Origin of the sequence: Bacteroides faecalis, assembly GCF_003865075.1 — a bacterium.
In the GTDB taxonomy this organism is placed as follows: Bacteria; Bacteroidota; Bacteroidia; order Bacteroidales; family Bacteroidaceae; genus Bacteroides; species Bacteroides faecalis.
Map to the genome: position 1 here is coordinate 1 of NZ_BHWB01000032.1, position 20,977 is coordinate 20,977.

The 20,977-nt window shown below is 37.2% G+C and carries 14 protein-coding genes, 6 tRNA genes and 2 pseudogenes; 5 read left to right on the top strand and 17 right to left on the bottom strand.

Features of this window, described 5'->3' with window-relative positions:
- Window positions 1-70: 70 nt before the first annotated feature.
- Window positions 71-1,701, top strand: a pseudogene (gene hcp / locus EJF25_RS23495) (hydroxylamine reductase).
- Window positions 1,702-1,955: 254 nt separating this feature from the next.
- Here the strand turns inward: hcp and EJF25_RS23500 are convergent.
- Window positions 1,956-3,140, bottom strand: coding sequence for a uracil-xanthine permease family protein (locus tag EJF25_RS23500; protein WP_125043117.1), 1,185 nt, complete (start codon window positions 3,138-3,140; stop codon window positions 1,956-1,958).
- Between the two features lie 167 nt (window positions 3,141-3,307).
- Between EJF25_RS23500 and EJF25_RS23505 the strand changes: the two genes are divergently transcribed.
- Together EJF25_RS23505 and EJF25_RS23510 are read left to right on the top strand one after the other, a co-directional pair.
- Complete coding sequence (locus EJF25_RS23505) at window positions 3,308-4,774, top strand: potassium/proton antiporter (protein ID WP_125043119.1); 1,467 nt, start codon at window positions 3,308-3,310, stop codon at window positions 4,772-4,774.
- Between the two features lie 213 nt (window positions 4,775-4,987).
- The gene (locus EJF25_RS23510) at window positions 4,988-6,652 is read left to right on the top strand and encodes a long-chain fatty acid--CoA ligase (protein WP_125043121.1); all 1,665 of its coding nucleotides are present in this window, start codon (window positions 4,988-4,990) and stop codon (window positions 6,650-6,652) included.
- Window positions 6,653-6,723: 71 nt separating this feature from the next.
- Here EJF25_RS23510 and EJF25_RS23515 read toward each other — a convergent pair whose 3' ends face one another.
- Complete coding sequence (locus EJF25_RS23515) at window positions 6,724-7,131, bottom strand: DoxX family protein (protein WP_125043124.1); 408 nt, start codon at window positions 7,129-7,131, stop codon at window positions 6,724-6,726.
- Between the two features lie 112 nt (window positions 7,132-7,243).
- Window positions 7,244-7,476, bottom strand: a pseudogene (locus tag EJF25_RS23520) (hypothetical protein); the annotation flags it as partial.
- A gap of 176 nt (window positions 7,477-7,652) precedes the next feature.
- Between EJF25_RS23520 and EJF25_RS23525 the strand changes: the two are divergent.
- Entirely contained in the window at window positions 7,653-8,012 is a 360-nt protein-coding gene (locus EJF25_RS23525) for a thioredoxin family protein (RefSeq protein ID WP_125043126.1), read from the top strand.
- Window positions 8,013-8,135: 123 nt separating this feature from the next.
- Here the strand turns inward: EJF25_RS23525 and EJF25_RS23530 are convergent, their stop codons facing one another.
- From EJF25_RS23530 to EJF25_RS23585, 12 genes are all read right to left on the bottom strand, one after another.
- Window positions 8,136-10,547 (bottom strand): GumC family protein, encoded by a 2,412-nt coding sequence (locus EJF25_RS23530; protein ID WP_125043128.1) that lies wholly within the window; start codon window positions 10,545-10,547, stop codon window positions 8,136-8,138.
- Window positions 10,548-10,555: 8 nt separating this feature from the next.
- Window positions 10,556-11,341, bottom strand: coding sequence for a polysaccharide biosynthesis/export family protein (locus EJF25_RS23535; protein ID WP_125043130.1), 786 nt, complete (start codon window positions 11,339-11,341; stop codon window positions 10,556-10,558).
- 21 nt (window positions 11,342-11,362) lie between these two features.
- A complete protein-coding gene (locus EJF25_RS24980) occupies window positions 11,363-11,656 on the bottom strand; it encodes a hypothetical protein (RefSeq protein ID WP_160119438.1) in 294 nt (97 codons plus the stop codon).
- 154 nt (window positions 11,657-11,810) lie between these two features.
- Entirely contained in the window at window positions 11,811-12,761 is a 951-nt protein-coding gene (locus EJF25_RS23540) for a tyrosine-type DNA invertase cluster 3b (protein ID WP_125043133.1), read from the bottom strand.
- A 351-nt stretch (window positions 12,762-13,112) separates the two neighbouring features.
- Window positions 13,113-13,185 (bottom strand) — tRNA-Gly (locus tag EJF25_RS23545).
- 40 nt (window positions 13,186-13,225) lie between these two features.
- A tRNA-Leu gene (locus tag EJF25_RS23550) sits at window positions 13,226-13,310 on the bottom strand.
- 32 nt (window positions 13,311-13,342) lie between these two features.
- Window positions 13,343-13,415, bottom strand: a tRNA-Gly gene (locus EJF25_RS23555).
- Window positions 13,416-13,434: 19 nt separating this feature from the next.
- A tRNA-Leu gene (locus EJF25_RS23560) sits at window positions 13,435-13,518 on the bottom strand.
- A 23-nt stretch (window positions 13,519-13,541) separates the two neighbouring features.
- Window positions 13,542-13,623 (bottom strand) — tRNA-Leu (locus EJF25_RS23565).
- A gap of 34 nt (window positions 13,624-13,657) precedes the next feature.
- Window positions 13,658-13,730: transfer RNA gene (locus tag EJF25_RS23570), tRNA-Gly, on the bottom strand.
- Window positions 13,731-13,849: 119 nt separating this feature from the next.
- Window positions 13,850-14,989 carry a carboxynorspermidine decarboxylase gene (gene nspC, locus EJF25_RS23580; protein WP_125043135.1) on the bottom strand — a complete coding sequence of 380 codons (1,140 nt, stop codon included), beginning with the start codon at window positions 14,987-14,989 and terminating at the stop codon, window positions 13,850-13,852.
- Window positions 14,990-15,427: 438 nt separating this feature from the next.
- Window positions 15,428-15,655 (bottom strand): hypothetical protein, encoded by a 228-nt coding sequence (locus EJF25_RS23585; RefSeq protein WP_125043137.1) that lies wholly within the window; start codon window positions 15,653-15,655, stop codon window positions 15,428-15,430.
- Window positions 15,656-16,508: 853 nt separating this feature from the next.
- Between EJF25_RS23585 and EJF25_RS23590 the strand changes: the two genes are divergently transcribed.
- Complete coding sequence (locus EJF25_RS23590; protein WP_125043139.1) at window positions 16,509-17,063, top strand: NAD(P)H-dependent oxidoreductase; 555 nt, start codon at window positions 16,509-16,511, stop codon at window positions 17,061-17,063.
- 810 nt (window positions 17,064-17,873) lie between these two features.
- Here EJF25_RS23590 and EJF25_RS23595 read toward each other — a convergent pair.
- A complete protein-coding gene (locus tag EJF25_RS23595; RefSeq protein ID WP_125043140.1) occupies window positions 17,874-18,566 on the bottom strand; it encodes a YMGG-like glycine zipper-containing protein in 693 nt (230 codons plus the stop codon).
- 24 nt (window positions 18,567-18,590) lie between these two features.
- The gene (locus EJF25_RS23600; protein ID WP_125043143.1) at window positions 18,591-20,966 is read right to left on the bottom strand and encodes an ATP-dependent helicase; all 2,376 of its coding nucleotides are present in this window, start codon (window positions 20,964-20,966) and stop codon (window positions 18,591-18,593) included.
- Between the last annotated feature and the right edge of the window lie 11 nt (window positions 20,967-20,977).

Sequence of the window (20,977 nt, forward strand, 5' to 3'; positions counted from 1 at the left end):
AGAATTCTCCCCAACCTTTCTCCTACTTTTGCATTTATAATAAGAAAACTAACTTAAATATAATAAGATTATGAGTATGTTCTGTTATCAATGTCAAGAGACCGCAATGGGTACAGGTTGTATCTTAAAAGGAGTATGCGGTAAAACATCTGAAGTAGCTAACTTGCAAGACCTGCTACTCTTTGTAGTAAGAGGAATAGCAGTATATAATGAGCATCTACGGCAGGAAGGAAATCCATCCGAGAAAGCTGATAAGTTTATTTATGATGCACTCTTTATTACGATTACAAATGCCAATTTGATAAAGAAGCTATTATTGAAAAGATCAAGAATGGATTGCAACTGAAACGAGAACTTGCTCAAAATGTAACCATTGAAAATGCTCCGGACGAATGCCTATGGGATGGAAAAGAAGATGAATTTGAGGAAAAAGCCCTGACAGTAGGTGTACTTCGTACTTCTAACGAAGACATTCGCTCTTTGAAAGAACTGGTTCATTATGGGCTGAAAGGCATGGCTGCATACGTAGAACACGCACACAATCTGGGATACGAGTCACCGGAGATTTTCGCATTCATGCAACATGCATTGGCGCAGCTTACCCGAAACGATATTACAGTGGACGAATTGATTCAACTAACTATGGAGACAGGTAAACATGGTGTATCCGCTATGGCACAGCTCGATACTGCTAATACAAATAGCTATGGTAATCCGGAAATAACAGAAGTAAATATCGGAGTCCGTAAAAATCCGGGAATCCTGATAAGCGGTCATGATTTGAAAGACCTCGAGGAACTATTGCAACAAACAGAAGGCACAGGAGTGGACATATATACACATAGTGAAATGCTTCCTGCACACTACTATCCTCAACTAAAGAAATACAAACATTTGGCAGGGAATTACGGAAATGCCTGGTGGAAACAGAAAGAAGAATTCGAAAGCTTCAACGGACCGATCCTGTTTACAAGTAATTGTATTGTGCCTCCACGTGCCAATGCCAACTATAAAGATCGTATTTATATTACCGGAGCCTGCGGACTGGAAGGTGCTCATTACATTCCGGAACGAAAAGATGGAAAGCCGAAAGACTTCTCTGCACTGATAGCTCACGCTAAACAGTGCCAGCCACCTATTGCCATTGAGAACGGAACATTGGTTGGTGGATTTGCGCACGCACAAGTAACAGCATTGGCAGATAAAGTGGTGGAAGCTGTAAAAAGTGGAGCGATCCGGAAGTTCTTCGTAATGGCAGGATGTGACGGACGTATGAAAAGTCGCGAATATTATACGGAATTTGCCGGTAAACTTCCAAAGGATACGGTCATTCTGACAGCAGGCTGTGCTAAATATAGATATAATAAGTTGCCTTTAGGAGATATTAATGGAATTCCCAGAGTATTGGATGCAGGACAATGTAATGACAGTTATTCATTAGCAGTCATTGCTTTGAAACTAAAAGAGATATTTGGATTGGAGGACATAAATAAACTGCCTATCGTATATAATATTGCTTGGTATGAACAGAAAGCAGTCATTGTATTACTGGCTCTTTTAGCTTTGGGAGTAAAAAATATCCATCTAGGTCCTACCCTACCTGCTTTTCTTTCACCAAACGTAAAAAATGTGCTGATTGAACAATTCGGAATTGGGGGTATCAGCTCAGTAGACGAAGATGTCATGAAGTTCATGTCATAAACTTAATTATAGGTATTTATATAGAAGGTTTATAGCATTAACAATATAAAGTGGATGTTGCAAAAATAAAGTGTAACCCAAAACTTGGAGTAATAACGTTAAGAGTTCACTTTAAGATTCCTCCGATATAATATTTAGGGACAGATAACTCAGATAATCCAGTTTTTCCATTGATAAACTCTGTGTAGTCTGTTCCTAAATATCATAAAAACCATCACTCTTCCATTTGAATCATTCTTTCATATGAATTATCATCAATTATCTTGGGGTAAAATCAGATTAAGTAATACGCCCACTAAAGCAGCCAGACCTATACCAGACAACGAAAATTCTCCCCAAGTAAAAACAGCTCCTCCGATACCAACAGTCAGAGTCAAGGAAACAATGATAATATTTCTGGTACGACTTAAGTCGATACAATTATTTATTAAGTTAGCGATACCCGCACAAGCTATCGTTCCGAAAAGCAACAACATAATCCCTCCCAAAACAGCACTTGGAATCGATTTCAGCAATGCGCTGATCTTTCCTATCACAGAGAATAAAATAGCGGAAATCGCAGCAATACGGATCACTTGCGGATTGGTAATCTTCGTCAGTGACATTGCTCCTGTAACTTCCGAATAAGTGGTCACAGGAGGACCTCCCACCAGACCGGCACAAAGACAAGCCAGACCATCTCCTAATAAGGTCCGGTGTAATCCGGGATCTTTCACAAAATCTTTTCCTGTAACAGTATTAACTACATAGACATCTCCAATATGCTCTATCACCGGTGCAATAGCTACCGGAATCATGAATAAAACAGGTTCCCAAGAAAATTTCGGAAAAACAAATTGTGGTAAGCCAATCCAGGCAGCGTCTCTCACTCCCGACAAGTCCAGATCATAAAAAAGCCAGGCAGCAATATAACCTACTACAATTCCACAAAAGATAGGAATCAGTTTCAACAATCCTTTTGCCTTCATAGATATAACAACTGCCATTACTAACGAAAACAAAGCCAACACCCAGTTCTCTTTTGCCATATTGACACCCGTTCCAGCCAGTGACAATCCAATCAATATAATGACAGGTCCGATCACTACCGGAGGAAATAACTTCTCTATCACCCTAACTCCCTGCCATTTGACAAGTGCACTCATCAAGAAATAAACCAGAGCCACGCCTACCATTCCCGATAACGTACCAGGTAACCCATAAAGTTCCGTAGCTTTAATGATGGGAGCAATAAATGCAAAGCTACTTCCTAGAAATATAGGAACTTTTCCCTTAGTAACCGCATGAAAAATAAGTGTACCGATACCAGCTGTGAATAAAGCCGTCGAAGGGTCAAGCCCCACCAATAATGGCACAAGTACCGTAGCTCCAAAAGCCACAAATAAGAATTGTACTCCTACCACACCCTTCCGCAAAGGAGTAAGATTGTTAGAATCCATAAGTACGATGTAGATTAATTGGGTACAAAATTAATGTTTTCAAACAATTTAACTACCTTTTCCTCGAAAAATACATCCAAACAGGACTTTTATTTGTTTTAAATAATGTGTAACTTCGCACAGTGAACACTAATTTAATATTTATATAACTTTTATTAGTATAGTCTATGATTTTTACAGCAGAAAACATCTTACTTGTTGGTTCCATCTTACTTTTCGTCAGTATCGTTGTTGGAAAAACCGGATATCGCTTCGGAGTACCTGCTTTATTACTATTTCTTGTAGTAGGCATGCTATTTGGTAGCGACGGACTCGGACTTCAGTTTCATAATGCGAAGGAAGCACAATTTATTGGTATGGTTGCATTAAGTATCATCCTATTCTCAGGAGGTATGGATACAAAGTTCAGAGAAATCAAGCCTATATTAGTTCCCGGTATCGTTCTTTCCACAGTCGGAGTTCTGCTCACTGCTCTATTTACCGGACTATTTATATGGTGGCTTTCCGGGATGAGTTGGACAAACATTTATCTGCCTATCACTACTTCCCTGCTATTAGCTTCCACCATGTCATCAACCGATTCCGCATCAGTATTCGCTATTCTACGTTCGCAGAAGATGAACCTTAAACATAATCTGCGTCCGATGTTAGAGCTTGAAAGTGGTAGCAATGACCCGATGGCTTATATGCTGACGATTGTATTGATACAATTTATCCAATCGGCAGGTATGGGAGTAGGCTCCATTATCTTCTCCTTTGCCATCCAATTCATCATAGGTGCAGCTGCAGGATACATACTTGGCAAACTGGCTATCCGTATGCTGAATAAACTCAATATTGATAACCAAGCTTTATATCCCATCCTATTGCTGGCATTCATATTCTTTACTTTTTCTATCACAGATTTACTGAAAGGTAACGGTTATCTTGCTGTATACATTGCCGGTATCATGGTAGGAAACAACAAAATCATGCATCGCAAAGAGATTTACACTTTTATGGACGGACTCACCTGGTTGTTTCAGATTATCATGTTCCTTTGCCTGGGATTGCTTGTCAATCCACATGAAATGTTGGAAGTAGCTGCCGTTGCATTGTTAATCGGAATCTTCATGATCGTCATTGGTCGTCCTTTAAGTGTATTTTTATGCTTGTTACCCTTTAAGAAGATCACAATGAAATCTCGCCTATTCGTTTCATGGGTAGGATTGCGCGGAGCAGTTCCTATTATTTTCGCCACCTATCCGGTAGTTGCAGATGTAGAAGGTTCGAATATTATTTTCAATATAGTGTTTTTCATCACCATCGTTTCACTGATTATTCAGGGAACAACTGTTTCATCGGTAGCCCGTTTGTTGCATCTCTCCGAACCACTTCCTAAAACGGGCAATGACTTCGGGGTAGAACTTCCCGAAGAAATAGACTCGGATCTTAGTGACATGACTGTCACAGAAGAAATGTTGGAAGAAGCAGACACTTTAAAGGATATGAACTTACCAAAAGGCACATTGGTAATGATCGTAAAACGTGGAGATGAGTTTTTGATTCCGAACGGAACACTGAAATTGCATAAAGGAGATAAACTGCTACTTATTTCCGAAAAACAAAAAGAAGAAGCTATTACCTCAGAATAACGTATGAAAGAGTATTCCATATGGTATTGGCAAAAACAGTTTAGCTATTAGCATATTTTATTATGCTAATAGCTAATTTTCTTTCACCTGTCCGCAATTAAAGATACCACAATCTCCCTCGTTAATTAACCGTAAAACTTAGATTTAAAATTCAGTTTATGTTAATGAAATATTATTTTTGCGCAGTTTAAAACCAAATGTGCAAAAATTCGAATGGAACAAGAACAACAGTTCATTGATTATATTGAACAAGGTATAATCAAGAATTGGGATAGAAACGCCCTGACAGACTACAAAGGAATCACTCTACAATATAAAGATGTAGCACGTAAGATAGCCAAATTTCATATCGTACTCGAAAGTGCCGGTATTCAGCCGGGTGATAAGATAGCCGTCTGTGGACGTAACAGTGCCCATTGGGGGGTTGCTTTTCTTGCAACCATTACATATGGAGCTGTAATCGTTCCTATTCTGCATGAATTTAAGGCAGACAATATTCATAATATTGTCAATCACTCCGAAGCTAAACTACTTTTTGTTGGCGACCAAGTGTGGGAAAATTTAAATGAAGACCTCATGCCTCTGTTAGAAGGTATTGCCTCACTTACCGATTTTTCTCCATTGGTATCACGCAACGAAAAACTGAGTTATGCTTTCGAACATCGTAACGCCATTTACGGAGAACGTTATCCGAAATGTTTCCGTCAAGAACATATTTGTTACCGGAAAAATCGACCGGAAGAGCTTGCCGTCATTAACTATACTTCTGGAACTACAGGTTATTCTAAAGGTGTAATGCTACCCTATCGTAGTCTATGGTCAAACGTTGCCTACTGCCACGAAATGCTTCCTGTAAAACCCGGAGATCACATTGTATCCACGCTGCCTATGGGACATGTATTCGGTATGGTATATGACTTTTTGTACGGGTTCTCAGCAGGTGCCCATATCTACTTTCTAACACGTATGCCGTCTCCAAAGATTATTGCACAATCTTTCGCAGAAATAAAACCAAGGATTATTTCCTGCGTACCATTAATCGTTGAGAAGATTATCAAAAAAGAGATCCTTCCGAAAGTAGATAATAAAATAGGCAAACTTCTGCTGAGAGTTCCTATTATAAATGATAAAATAAAAGCAGCAGCACGCCAAGCCGCTATGGAAATCTTTGGAGGAAACTTTGATGAAATCATTATCGGTGGTGCTCCTTTTAATGCAGAAGTAGAAGCCTTTCTCAAAAAAATAGGATTCCCCTATACCATTGCATACGGTATGACCGAATGTGGTCCGACCATTTGTTCCAGTCGTTGGGATACCTTAAAACTGGCTTCTTGCGGAAAAGCAAGCAGCCGGATGGAAGTACATATTGATTCACCGGATCCCCAAACTCACGCAGGAGAAATTGTTTGCAAGGGTATGAACCTGATGTTAGGTTATTATAAGAATCCGGAAGCTACCTCTCAAATAATAGATACTCATGGATGGCTTCATACTGGTGATCTTGCAACAATTGACGAAGATGGATATGTAACAGTTCGTGGACGTAGCAAAAATATGCTACTGACCTCCAGTGGGCAAAATATCTATCCGGAGGAAATAGAAAGTAAGTTAAACAATATGCCATATGTATCGGAATCACTGATCGTCTTGCAACATGATAAGTTGGTGGCACTTATTTATCCGGATTTTGACGATGCTTTTGCACATGGATTACAGCAAACAGACATTGAAAAAATGATGGAAGCCAATCGTATAGAGTTAAACCAGCAGCTTCCTGGTTACTGCCAAATCAGCAAAATTAAAATACACTTTGAAGAGTTTGAAAAAACAGCAAAGAAATCAATCAAACGATTCATGTATCAGGAGGCTAAGGGATAGAAAAAAACATCTTAATGATTAAAAAAAACACTTAGATAGATTAAAAGACTTACCATAGATGGGAAGTTTTTTTATTTACTGTTTTTATAAAGCAAAAAAGAACAAGCCGCGGCTGTAAACACACTGTAATCTAATGGAGCCTTAAAACTCGTAAAGAATAGCATTGAAAAAGCAAAAGTTAATAATAGGATTCCACTAAAAAGAGCCACTATACGTTGCCGAAAACCAATTATTAATAATACTCCAAGAACTATTTCTACCAATGTAACCGACCAGGCCAATAATGGCAAAATTTGATTGGGAATCCAAGGGACTAATACCCCTGTATACACAATAAAGTTTTCCATGTTACCCCAAACTACATTTTCGCTCCCCAAAATAAGGGTCCATAATCCAATTCGATCTGCAACAGCTGACAAAAAACTCAGACCAATAGCTATTCTTGCAAATAAAGAAAAATAATCTATTTTTTTAATCATATCAAATGCTGTCTTTATTATGTGAATTTATAGATAATTCATTTTATAATTTAACAAAGAGAAACAATAAAATGTTTTGTATGATTATTACAAGAGAAAATACCCATTATGCACGCAAACAGATAAATGCGAATAATAAAGCTAATGTAATAACGACCGCTACAATCACAGAATGGTACAATCAGTACATTTTTCAGAAGTATATCCTAATTCAATGATTCTATCCTTTCTTTCAGATTTGTAATGACTTCTCCTGGATTCTCTCCTTTCTTCATCACGACAATTCCCTTGAACAATATCATTCTCTTCCATTCTTTCTACTTGTCCGAAACGAGGTAAGGTAGAAAAGGATCAAAATAATTATAAAACTCTCATTCCAAATTAGAATTTCATTAGAAAAGTACGGAAAGGAAGTATTGTTAAATCTATAGGAAAAATGGCTATCGACGTTCTTGGCAGAATCCTCTATCTTTGCCATATGATAAATAAAAAAGTATTGTCACTATAAATAAAAGAAAAATATGAAAATAATAGATTTGACCAAAGAGAGTTTTGTTGAGAGAGTAGCTGATTATCAGACTTATCCTGACCAGTGGGATTTCAAAGGTGACAAACCTTGTCTCGTAGATTTTCATGCTCCTTGGTGTGGATATTGCAGAGCATTATCTCCCATATTAGACCAATTAGCAAAAGAATATGATGGGAAAATAAACATTTATAAAGTAGATGTAGACCAAGTACCGGAATTGGAAACTACATTCAATATCCGTACAATTCCTAATCTTTTGTTGTGCCGACCAGGAAGTAAGCCAATAATGAAACTCGGAACAATGAATAAAGCACAGCTAAAAGAATTGATAGAAACAACTCTGTTAGCATAAATAAAAAAAAGCCCCTATTTGAACTGATCCCAAAAGTTATGTCAATTTTTTGGGTTCATTTCATCTCTGGGCTTTTCTTTTTGAGAAAAGTTACACATAAATCGGAATATTGAACTTTTAACTCTATTTACTTACATTCTGTCCATAACCGTAACCATACCCCTTTCCATAACCATATTTACCACCATACTTACCGTAACCGTAATATCCATATTTCCTTTTAGTCAAATCTTCTCCATTAATAATTGTGCATAAATCCGGCAACTTTCCACCTTCCGCCAATTCATTAATTAGCATATATTCCCCTTTATGTGTATACCCGGAACGACACACATACACAGATAAATCAGCAACACGACCAATTACCAATGTATCAGTTACCATACCTATCGGAGCTGTATCAAGAATCACATAATCAAAACGCTCTTTCAAAACCCGAATAGCTTTATCCAAAGTATCACGAGTCAGTAATTCCGTAGGATTAGGAGGAACGGTTCCACCCGGAAGAACATACAGATCAGAATTTATTCCTGAAGGCTGTATCAAATCCACTAGTTCTGTGGTAGCCGGATTCGCCAGATATTGAGTGATCCCACTTCTTTGAGTCGAAATGCTGAACACTTTATTCAATCCCGGTTTACGAAGATCAAGTCCAACAATTACCACTCTCTTACCCATTAATGAAAAACTGATGGCTAGATTGGAAGCAACAAACGATTTTCCTTCACCACTAATGGTCGAAGTTATCATTATCACTTTTCCACCATCATGAAACATAAACTGAAGGTTTGTCCGGATATTACGGAAAGCTTCACTCATCAGGTTGTTTTGATTCTCAAATACGACTATCGAACCTTGCTTTTCCTGTTTCTCATCTGCCAGAGGAATACAGCCAACAACAGGGACTCTAGTCAGTTTCTCTACATCAGTACGATCTTCAATCTTGAATTTAAGCAATCCGATCAAGAAAATAGCCGCTGCCGGTATTCCCATCCCCAGTATCAATGCAATTAAGTAAATAATTAACCGTCTGGGAGAAACAGGAACATCATCCGCAATCGGTTCATCAATTATTTTAGCATTATTGGCAGTAGCAGCCAGTGTTATAGCGTTTTCTTCCCGCTTTTGCAGAAGCATTAAATAAAGTCCCGCTTTAATCTCTTGTTGACGTGTTATACTCACATATTGCCGCTCCTGTCCGGGAGCATCACTAATACGACGCGAAAATCGTTTAGCTTCACGATCCAAATCAGCCTTTGTTATAAGCAACCCTTGCAGAACTCCATTCATAGTCGCCCGTACATTCGTTTTCATTGCCTGAATACTTGCAGTCAAATTAATAATCGCAGGATTATTTTCCGTAGAAGTATTCAAAAGCCGCTTACGTTCAAGAATCAACTCATTATAACGGTCGATTTGTGTTGAAAGCCCACCATCCGATAAACCAATATTCCCTGGAAGCACTTCAAACTCATTAGAAGAGTTATTGATATAGGTAACCAAGTCGTGTATCAAATTAATTTGTGTTCCGTTTGCTACTCGTTTCTTCTCATATTCCGCATTTCCTTCCAAAGCCAATTCTGCATCACTACTTATATTTGTCAATCCGGCATTTCGCTTGAACGTTTCCAGTTTTTCTTCCGTATTTCCAAGTTCCTTATTAATAATCTCTATTCGGGTATTGATAAAATCACGCGTTTTCTCTGCCACTTCATTTTTGTCATTATTGGCATTCTGATTATACATCTCCAATAATTTATTGATAAAATCACGTCCACGTCGAGAATTAGTATTTTCCAAAGAAATGATGGCAACAGAAGTTGTTTTAGATGTTGGTTTTATAGCCAAAGTATTGAGATATCCTTTAGCCACTTTCATCGGTTGAGAGATTACTGCACTAACATGGGAGACTTCTTTTCCCTCTCCTGCCTGAAAGGAATCATTTAACATAAAACCAAAAGTTCCGACATCTGTAGGTAATACTGCCGGCAACTGATCAAAATGTCGGCTATATAAACTATCCCCTACATTCACTTTGACTTCTAAACCGCCCACTGATGAAAACTTCATATGAATAAGTACACTTTCCGACAATTTATCAGCCTCTTGTGGAGTCAAACTAACTATGACAGGAGAAGATTTATACAGTTCCTGCGCTGGAAATTCATCCTCATTTTTATAAGTTATATATAGTTCCAGATCATTCACCACTCTTTTAAGTAATGACTTGGAGCGCAATACTTCCATCTCATTGTCCATATTTTGCGAAGCTGTAATCATACCGCCTAATCCTAGATTCTCCAACCCGATAGCAGTTCCCGCATTCCCTTCCTTTTTTTCATCCTTAATAATAATAGAAGCAGAAACACGATAAACAGGAGGAGTGAAGTATAAATACAACCAAGCACCCACAAAACAAAGAAATACAGATGTAATAATCCATGGCCAATAAGCCAAATAACTAAAGATTAATTCCCAAAGATCAATTTCTTCTTCATTCACAACGTTTACCTCCCCGTATGAATTCTCTTTCATTATATAAGCTATTTTAAAATATTAAATAACAAACTGGCAAGAGAGATTAAAATAGAAGTTGCCGAAAACCATAAACTTGTACTACTTCCAATATCGGCATTCCGCGCCTTAGCTTTATTCGGAGTCACATAGACAATATCATTTTGTTGCAGATAATAATAAGGAGAGAAAATCGTTTCAGCTTTATTCAAATCCAAAGATACGATCTCTTGCTTCCCCGTAGCATCTTCACGAATCAATTTGATATCATTACGAAGTCCGTACACTGTCATATCTCCTGCCATTGCCAATGCTTCCAAAAGATTCACTTTTTCATTCGAAATAATAAATGTACCGGGATGTGCCACCTCACCAATTACCGAAATCTTATAGTTCACCATACGTACAGTAACAATAGGAGTTTCCGTTAAATAAGGTTTTAATTTTTCCACTACCAATTGCTCTGTCTGTTTCTTTGTCAATCCTCCTACGGATAATTCTCCTAGCACAGGGAAATTGATTTTCCCATCGTTATCAACCAGATATTGCTGTAAAACGGGCTGTGTTGTTGTATAATTCAAAGCTACATTACTCCCTGTAGCTACAGTCAGATTAAAAGGAGCCGCCAATTCCGGACTTGTACACGACACTACAATCGTCAGCAAGTCTTTTGGCATAATTTTGGCATCATAAAGTTTCTCCTGTTGTGTCCTTTGACATACCTCTTCTGCATCTTTCAGATAAGGTACATTTTTATACGATTGGCAAGACATCAACAATAATGTGACAGAGCACATGCATACCCATACTTTCATTAACTCATCATTATTAAACAATTAAACACAGCCCGTTAAGGTTACAAAAGTGCAACCTACTCCCCAATTTCTATAAATGCCCCACCATTCATTGATTTCTATTCCCTCGAAATCATATTTTTTACCCCATACTTGTCCATTACTTCTTAGGTAACGGAATACACCAAAGAAAAACCATATCAGATGAAACAAAAGAAAAACACCGACAAATACAATGTTAGAAAGGTATTCATCTTTAGTGAAAGAAATACTTCTAAAAAAATAAAGCAAATAAACTATAGAGTATGAAGATAAGATAATTTCATGCTCAAACATTTTTTATCCTAAATCATTGAGATAAAGAAAAAAACAGATAATAATTTGCTGGTTATTTATATTTTTGTATATCTTTGCGGCAGATTTAATTCCGTTACCTAAGAAGTAACGAACATACTTTAATTTTGATTTTCAGGTTTTTAACTTTCAAAAATTAGTTTGCCGCACATTTCTTAACGTAATATAAATTCAACCTATTCACTTCTGTCCGTTCTTTTAATCCAAAGCCTTTCAAATAGATTTGTGTTGTTTTGATTGATGTATGCCCTAATGATTCACTGATCATTTCAATAGGCACTCCCCGATACTTTGCAGTAGTCGCCCACGAATGGCGAAGCGTATAAGAAGTAACTAAAGAGCTTATATTCAATGCTCTGGCAAGTCCTTTTAGACGATTATTGAATAGCCGAAGAGCCGATTGATATTCACGATATGCACTTTCTTCTTTTCTCTTTTTATTCCCACTCAAGACATTAAACAGATAATCAGGGTAACCTGGCAATGGAATATGTTTGCTACGAAGTTGGTTTATAAGTTCTTTTGCTGTATCCAGAACTTCTATACTCATCGGTGTCCGGGTTTTCACACGACTATAGTGCAGCACATTCTGTTGTAAAGCAGACTTTTCCATATAGGCAAAATCTACAAATGGCATCCCGCAAAACTGAAACATCAGAGCAGCAATAGCCTGTGTACGTCGCAGTTGCTCTGAACCAGGATCCTCATAAAGTAACTTATGGAGTTCTCCAACAGGCAGAGCTTTTTTCTGTCGTACATCCACTCCAGTATACACATCACGAAACAAACGAGGAATATAAGGAGCATTTCCCGCTTCTACTCCCCGATTATAAATACTACGAAGCATCCGCATATACGTAGAAACTGTATTAGGTTTCAACCCACATCCATAAAGATGTTGTCCGTAATGTCGCAAACACTCCCGAGTTATCTGATTAAACGATACATGTATAGTACCGCAAAAACTAGTGAAAGAATAAAGCGCATTCTTGTATACATGCGCTGTTGAATAACGGCCTTCTTTCCGTAAACGTGCAATGTACTGCTCAGCACATTGACTAAATCCATTTCTATTTTTCATTTGCATTACTTTTTATATGATACAATTCATGGCGAAAAACAAAATTAATTCGCTTCCGGATTTTAACACATATTGCATAACACAAAAAAACAAGAAATAATAGAGAAGAAAGAAAACAGAAAAAACTAATTTATAGAGTAAGAATAAAATAACGCAGTAAGTTATTTTTCTAACAATAGCAAAAGGGTTAATACCACTTTTCCCTATATCATAAAGCCCCAATAGGAACTCTCAAAAGTTTGATATATTATGATGAGAATCATACTCATTAAAAAGCACAGCTGTCAATAAATAAGATCCAATACATAAATAAAAAAGGTTGCCAATCACAGTGATTGACAACCTTGGATGTATATGAGCGGAAAACGAGACTCGAACTCGCGACCCTAACCTTGGCAAGGTTATGCTCTACCAACTGAGCTATTTCCGCAAACTAAATTTCTTTTTCTTCTTTCAGCGATCTGAATGAGTGGTGCCCAGAACAGGACTCGAACCTGCATGCCTTGCGACACACGCACCTGAAACGTGCGCGTCTACCAATTCCGCCACCTGGGCAAAACTTAGTCCCAATATTTCAAAGAAATAAGAGCGGAAAACGAGACTCGAACTCGCGACCCTAACCTTGGCAAGGTTATGCTCTACCAACTGAGCTATTTCCGCAAAACACTTTAATTACCTGTGAAGAGAAGGAGACTCGAACTCCCACGACATAACTGTCACTACCCCCTCAAAGTAGCGCGTCTACCAATTCCGCCACCTCTCCAGAATTAAAGTTAATAATCTCTGTGCCCAGAACAGGACTCGAACCTGCATGCCTCGCGACACACGCACCTGAAACGTGCGCGTCTACCAATTCCGCCACCTGGGCAAAGATTTATTTCCAACATTTCAAAGAAAACATGAGCGGAAAACGAGACTCGAACTCGCGACCCTAACCTTGGCAAGGTTATGCTCTACCAACTGAGCTATTTCCGCATTTTTTCGTTTGCGGTTGCAAAGGTAGACAAATTCCGTAAACCTGCAAACATTCTGCTTACTTTTTTCACAGTAATATATTCCACTCTACACCCACCACAAAACGATCGTTTTGATTATCAACTCATTCGGTTACGATAATCTTCGTAAGAAAATTGCTTGTATATTTCAGCCTTCCCTTCTTTCGTCCAAAGAGCAATAGCGGGGTGATGGATACCGTTAAACATATTTGTCTTCACCATCGTATAATGAATCATATCTTCAAACAGAATTTGTTCACCAATCTGCAATTCATGATCGAAACTCCAAAATCCCATATAATCCCCACTCAAACAAGAGTTTCCACCAAGACGGTAGATATAGTTTCCTTCATTTCCCATTTCCGCACCACGAACGGCCGGTTGATATGGCATTTCCAAACAATCGGGCATATGACAAGTAAAACTAACATTTAAGATAGCAGTTTTAATTCCACGACTTTCTACAATATCTACGACTTCAGAAGTCAGCACTCCCGTCTGCCAAGTAAAAGCCGAACCCGGTTCAAGAATAATTTGTAAATGAGGGTAGCGTGCTTTTAATCCTTGTAACAGTTTTATCAGGTGTGCTGTATCATAATCTTTACGAGTCATCAAATGACCGCCACCCAGATTTAACCACTTTAATTGCGGAAACCAACGAGCAAACTTTTCTTCCAGATGTTGTAAGGTACGTTCTAACTCAAAGGAAGAAGATTCACAATGGCAGTGACAATGGAAGCCTTCAATACCTTGCGGTAAAGTCTCAGGTAGTAAATCAGCAGTAATACCGAAGCGAGTACCGGGTGCACAAGGATTATAAAGCTCAGTTTCTACTTCCGAATATTCGGGATTAACACGTATACCACATGAGATGTCATTCTTCTCTGCTACTATCATCGGATAAAAACGTTGAAATTGTGACAAAGAATTAAAAGTGATATGACTACTGCAACGCATAATCTCCGGAAAATCTTGTTCTGTATATGCGGGAGAATAAGTATGTGCTCTGCTTCCAAATTCTTCCAAAGCTAAACGAGCTTCATATACAGAACTGGCTGTAGAATGATTAATGTATTCGCGAAATATAGGGAAAGAACGCCACATGGCAAATGACTTGAAAGCTAAAATGATCTCCACTCCTGCCTTGTCAGCTACACTTTTGATCAGACTTAGGTTCTTTCTAAGTAGTTCTTCTTCCATGATATAACAAGGAGAAGGAAATTGGGTAAAATCTATCATATATAATTCTTATCTAAATAAAAAACGTTCCATTTTAACGTGTCTGCAAAAATACAATACTTTTTCATTTTAAGGTCAATACCGATAAGAAAATAAAATATTCAAGTTTCACAGAATTACTTCATATTAAAATAGCATAAGCTCTTCCATGTTATAAGACAAATAATAATTAATGGCCAAAGCTATATATTTTTCCTAAAAATCACATAGCTCATAATTATTTAGAATCAGGAACAAACACAGAGATAAAATCTTTCATGTTATTTCTTCAAATAATAAACTACTAGTAAAGTTCCTCCCTCTTCCAAATATTTACATTGTTTTTCCGACAATACAACATTCTTTATTCAATCATATAAATATTGATTCAAATAGCATACAATAATATCGTCATTGGCAAATACCGGAAATAACATTTTATTAATATCATACATCTCATCATCTGTATATTGGTGCATCCAGAAAATTCTGCAATAAAATTGCAGTTTGTGGATTCATTGAGATTTCCTCATCGTCTATTATAAGCTTTCTTTGCTCGAAATAGAATATTACATTTTCATATAATCCATAATTGTGAAGATCTGTACTTTCTACATTTTTAATATGTTGCTCCATTAATTTATCTTCTCTTTTTTTCAAATCAGCTATTTCCTTACTCTTTCTCATTAGATATTATACAATTCCATATATACCTATAATACCTAACCAATAGCACAAACTATAAACAATACCTTCTAGTCCTATTATTTTTCTAAAAACAGGACGATAGAATCCGTATATATCGACTTCACAACGATAACCAACCGTACAATTGAAACACTGTACAAATTTCTCATTTAAAGAAATTTTCGGAAACACAGAAGTCTTAATATTACCTTCTATATCTGATATAAGAAACTGTAACATATAAGTGCCATACAAAAAGACTCTTCCTGTAATTTTTGTTGTAAAGCATTCCTAAAAGCATTTTCTGCTTTTCCACTAAACATATCTTGGCATCATAATACATTTGTCCAAGATAAAGTAAAGAATAATCCCCCCAAGAAAAATACAATCAAAAAAGTGAATAATTTTTCTTTCCTAATAAATAGTCTTTTTAAGATTATAGTATTTATAAATGTCACAATGCATTAGATTTTATTTCTATATTATCTAAAAAGAAATCATACAATATAAGAAAATATCAGTATCATAAAACAAACCTTTTTTATTTCATTTCTTTTTATATCACAAATATAATATATATGATTCAAAAAGCCTATGAATTAGAAACAAAGTTGATATAAATAGAACAAATCAAACATAAAAGTTAAAACAAATCTTTATTTTATGATTATAAAAGAAAGATTTATTCTTAAAATATGGTAGCATAATACGGTCTAACGACTGTTAAAACTTTAATCAATGATACTACTTATTTTTTATTAAGATATAAAATTCTGAGAACTTTTTCTTATTTTTGACCTTATATCTCTATATGCGAAATTGTTTTATCCTAAATTCCCAAATGAATATGAATATGAATAAAGATTTAAGAAAAGTAGTAATTCTCCTGGCGCATCCAAATTTCAGGGAATCGCAGGCTAATAAAGCATTACTTGATGCAGTTAAAGACATCGAAGGCGTAGCTATATTTAATCTCTACGATATGCAGGAGCCAACTTTTAATGTGGACGAATGGAGCAAAATTATTTCTGAAGCTTCTGCTGTCATCTACCAGTTTCCATTCTATTGGATGTCTGCTCCCTCTTTGCTGAAAAAATGGCAAGACGAAGTTTTCACTTTTTTATCTAAAACTCCGGCAGTGGCTGGAAAGCCACTGACAGTAGTAACAACAACAGGCTCTGAATACGAAGCATATCGAAGTGGTGGAAGAAACCGCTTCACCACAGATGAACTTTTACGCCCTTATCAAGTGAGTGCTATTCATTCGGGAATGTCATGGCAAACACCCATTGTTGTTTACGGAATGGGAACAGCAGATGCAGGAAAGAATATTGCTGAAGGCGCCAATTTATATAAACAGCGGGTAGAAATACTTATCGGTAGTAGTAATGCCGGAAATAATTGGTAAATTCATAATATGGTTCAAATAAGTTTTCATGATCATCTTACCAATTATAAAAATAACTCTATTAAAAAGATGTATATATTGTAATGTCGGCTCAATTAGGAAGACTTACTTACATTATACTGTTGAATGAATCAGGAAAATTAAAAAGAAGATGTATTAGATAAGAAATAAAACCCAAAAAGTCTAAAGTTAATCTAGTACATTACAAACTTCCATAACAAAGATTAGTTTCATAGGGTGGAACTATTAGTTTCATATAGGAAAACCAATAGTTTCAAACGCCTAAAACTATTAGTTTCACTCTATTGAAACTAATAGTTCCATGCCTTGAAACTAAAAGTTTCACCCTATGAAACCAACAGTTTCATGACATGAAACTGATAGAATAACAGGCATTTTTTCATTTGAGTGAATGCTTGCATGAAACTAATTCTTGATATTTTAATCTATGATTTATATTTATGATATCAAATCTGCGGTGTAGATGATTTGCGGTGATAGGTGACAGATCGGGTGATAGGTTAAAAGTGCAACCTATCACCACTAAAACATCGATGAATAAAGAGTTATAGAAGATTGGTGATAGGTTGATAGAGAAAATGCTGTTTTTACTGTGGAGGTAGAATTTTAAACTTAATCAACTATTGCAATACTATAATATCTAAATTAAAGTCTGTTTTTTATGATTATAGATTTGATCAATCTATTATATTACAAACCCAATATGCTATTCCCAAACAGAATGATGCTATGAGCGAAACAACAGATGGTAATAACTAAATGATGAAGAATTGGAAAATAGTTCCAATATTATCGTTCTGCACGTCGAGTAGGCAATGCAAACTCCTGTGCATCACAAATATTTCCATTTTCATCGGACACAGCAACGCGGAAAGTAACCTCACCGTCTTTCAATTTAGGACCAGCATAAATGGTCGCTGTATAACGGAATCCTTCACCAGGTAGAATTTCCTCAACCATCACAGACGGAGATATACCAATATGCTTTACTTTACCGACAGTCTCCACAATAGGAACAACATCATATACTGGAGTCTTACCTTCATTCATTACCTCAAAAATAATTTTACTGCTCTCTCCAGCGTCAATCACATGGTTACGGTTATCATCAATAAAACGAATCTTGCGCAACTTCAACTGAGGCAAGGGACGTTGCACCTGCGGACGAGTTCGGGATTTCGTATAAACTTCTCTCACTTCAGGAACATAGGCATACTCTTCCACCGGTTCTTGTTTTGGAGTCGTCAAAGCATTACCAATTGCAGCACCGGCAATGGTACCTACAATGTTTCCAATAGCAGAGCCACGATATCCACCTCTCCAACCATGATTATTATCACCAATCAGTCCACCAATGGAACTACCCAAACCGCCGCCAATAGCAGCACCCGCCATAATTGCTCCCGGATTTCCCATACGTCCCGACGCACATCCACTCAAAATCAGAGCGGAAAACAAAATCACTGTTACTTGTTTCTTCATGACACCTATAATATTTGAGTATTTTTAATCTACTACTTTAAAACGTGCAAAACGCAGCAATAGTTGTTTGTCACCTGCATTTTTGAAGTGAATAGTTGCTTTTGCATTATCACCCGTACCTTCCACTTTTACAACTTCTCCCAAACCAAAACGTTCATGTTCAATCATCTGTCCGGCACTTATTCCCTGTACAGGAGACTGGCCTGATGAAGTTGCAGAAGTATTATCATTACTTACAGGACTTATCTTCTTCAGATTTCTCGGCACCGTAGGTGCAATAATTTGTTCTTTCGGACGCTGTTCCTGTTCTGAAGAGAAATTACTCAATGGTGTACGTTTAGATGAAGTAGAACGAGTAAATCCCCCATCAATCTCCCGTCGGAAACGTCCCGCCCCTTCATCAACTGAACAACTGACTCCTGCTTCGTGTGGTAACTGAAGATAATGCATATCAATATCACGCAAGAACCGGCTCGGACTTCCAAACTCCATCTTTCCATAACGAAAACGAGTTTTGGCAAAGGACAAAAAACAATGCTCTTCCGCACGAGTAATGGCTACATAAAACAAACGGCGTTCTTCTTCCAATGCACGAGGAGAATCTCCTACCATACCACTAGGGAATAAGTTCTCTTCTAGACCAACTACAAAAACATTCTTAAATTCCAATCCTTTGGCAGAATGTACGGTCATTAAAGTTATCTTTTCTCCATCATCGGCTTTATCCGAATCCTGATCTGTAAGCAAAGCTATCTCTGAAAGAAAATCTGTCAGAGAGATATTAGGATTTCCTTCTTCCTGACGCAAAGCACAGAAATCGTTTATACCATTTACCAATTCCTCAATGTTTTCCTTACGACTGAGATTCTCAGGTGAAGTATCCTGGCAAACATCATTGATTATACCCGATTGGCGAATGATATCCGTACCTATCTCATAAGCATTCTTATCTGATTGATCTGCAATAAATCCCTCTACCAATTCACGAAATCCTTGCAATTTCGTATGAGTTCCTTTATTAATTGTCAATCCGTAACTCAACGGCTCGCAAAGAACATTCCAAAGACTTACACCATTATCCGTAGCAGCTGTTATGATTTTACCCACAGTGGTATCACCAATGCCACGAGCTGGATAATTAATAATGCGCTTGAACGCCTCTTCATCATTCGGATTGACCACTAAACGAAAATAGGCAATCACATCTTTTATCTCCTTACGTTGATAAAACGAAAGCCCACCATAGATTTTATAAGGTATGCTCCGCTTTCGAAGAGCCTCTTCAAAAATACGGCTTTGTGCATTCGTACGATATAAAATGGCGAAATCCGCATAACCGTAATCATTAATTCGTCGTAATTCTGCTATTTTATTTGCTACAATATCCCCTTCTTCCACATCGCTATAAGCTTGGAATACCCCTATCGGTTCGCCCTTCTCTTTCTCCGAAAATACTTCTTTCCGAATCTGACGTTCATTCTTCTCGATCAAACTGTTTGCTGCACAAACAATGGTCTGGGTAGATCGGTAATTTTGTTCCAGCTTAAATACTTTCGTGTTAGGATATACTTTCGTGAAATATAGAATATTATCAATATCGGCTCCACGAAAAGAATAGATACTCTGTGCATCGTCACCTACCACGCAAACATGCTGATTCTCTTTAGTCAATTGAAGGACAATACTGTGCTGAGCAAAATTTGTATCCTGATACTCATCTACAAGAACATAACGAAATTGATCGCGATAACGTGCCAACACTTCCGGAAAATCACGAAATAGAATATAAGTATAGAACAGCAAATCATCAAAATCCATTGCTCCTGCCTGACGGCATCTGTCCCAATAACGACTATAAATATCACGAATAGCAGGCATTTTAGCAGCCATATCTCCTTCATAAGCCTCTTTGTTTGCTGCATAACCGGCAGGAGAAACCAAATGGTTTTTAGCATTGGAGATACGCGCTTGTATTGATCCCGGTTTATAGGTTTTCTCGTCCAACCCCATTTCCTTAATAATAGAACGAAGCAGACTTTTACTATCAGCCGAATCATAAATAGTAAACTGAGAAGTAAATCCTATATGTTGTGCTTCTGCACGAAGAATACGTGAAAACACAGAATGAAAAGTCCCCATCCATAAATAACGTGCCCGCTCCATACCCACTTGGCGGCCGATACGCTCTTTCATCTCGCGAGCAGCTTTGTTGGTAAAAGTCAGAGCAAGGATATTCCATGGATTATAACCATTCTCTTTCTCTAACAAATAAGCTATTTTATAAGTCAATACACGCGTTTTTCCGGAACCTGCACCAGCTATTACCAATGATGGTCCGTCATCATAAGTCACTGCATTATACTGACTCTCATTTAGTTCCTCTATATAATTGATATTCATAACAGCATTAT

Coding starts and splice junctions, on each gene's coding strand:
- EJF25_RS23500 (WP_125043117.1), bottom strand. CDS start 3,140: ATGGATTCTAACAATCTTACTCCTTTGCGGAAGGGTGTGGTAGGAGTA.
- EJF25_RS23505 (WP_125043119.1), top strand. CDS start 3,308: ATGATTTTTACAGCAGAAAACATCTTACTTGTTGGTTCCATCTTACTT.
- EJF25_RS23510 (WP_125043121.1), top strand. CDS start 4,988: ATGGAACAAGAACAACAGTTCATTGATTATATTGAACAAGGTATAATC.
- EJF25_RS23515 (WP_125043124.1), bottom strand. CDS start 7,131: ATGATTAAAAAAATAGATTATTTTTCTTTATTTGCAAGAATAGCTATT.
- EJF25_RS23525 (WP_125043126.1), top strand. CDS start 7,653: ATGAAAATAATAGATTTGACCAAAGAGAGTTTTGTTGAGAGAGTAGCT.
- EJF25_RS23530 (WP_125043128.1), bottom strand. CDS start 10,547: ATGAAAGAGAATTCATACGGGGAGGTAAACGTTGTGAATGAAGAAGAA.
- EJF25_RS23535 (WP_125043130.1), bottom strand. CDS start 11,341: ATGAAAGTATGGGTATGCATGTGCTCTGTCACATTATTGTTGATGTCT.
- EJF25_RS24980 (WP_160119438.1), bottom strand. CDS start 11,656: ATGTTTGAGCATGAAATTATCTTATCTTCATACTCTATAGTTTATTTG.
- EJF25_RS23540 (WP_125043133.1), bottom strand. CDS start 12,761: ATGCAAATGAAAAATAGAAATGGATTTAGTCAATGTGCTGAGCAGTAC.
- nspC (WP_125043135.1), bottom strand. CDS start 14,989: ATGATAGATTTTACCCAATTTCCTTCTCCTTGTTATATCATGGAAGAA.
- EJF25_RS23585 (WP_125043137.1), bottom strand. CDS start 15,655: ATGAGAAAGAGTAAGGAAATAGCTGATTTGAAAAAAAGAGAAGATAAA.
- EJF25_RS23590 (WP_125043139.1), top strand. CDS start 16,509: ATGAATAAAGATTTAAGAAAAGTAGTAATTCTCCTGGCGCATCCAAAT.
- EJF25_RS23595 (WP_125043140.1), bottom strand. CDS start 18,566: ATGAAGAAACAAGTAACAGTGATTTTGTTTTCCGCTCTGATTTTGAGT.
- EJF25_RS23600 (WP_125043143.1), bottom strand. CDS start 20,966: ATGAATATCAATTATATAGAGGAACTAAATGAGAGTCAGTATAATGCA.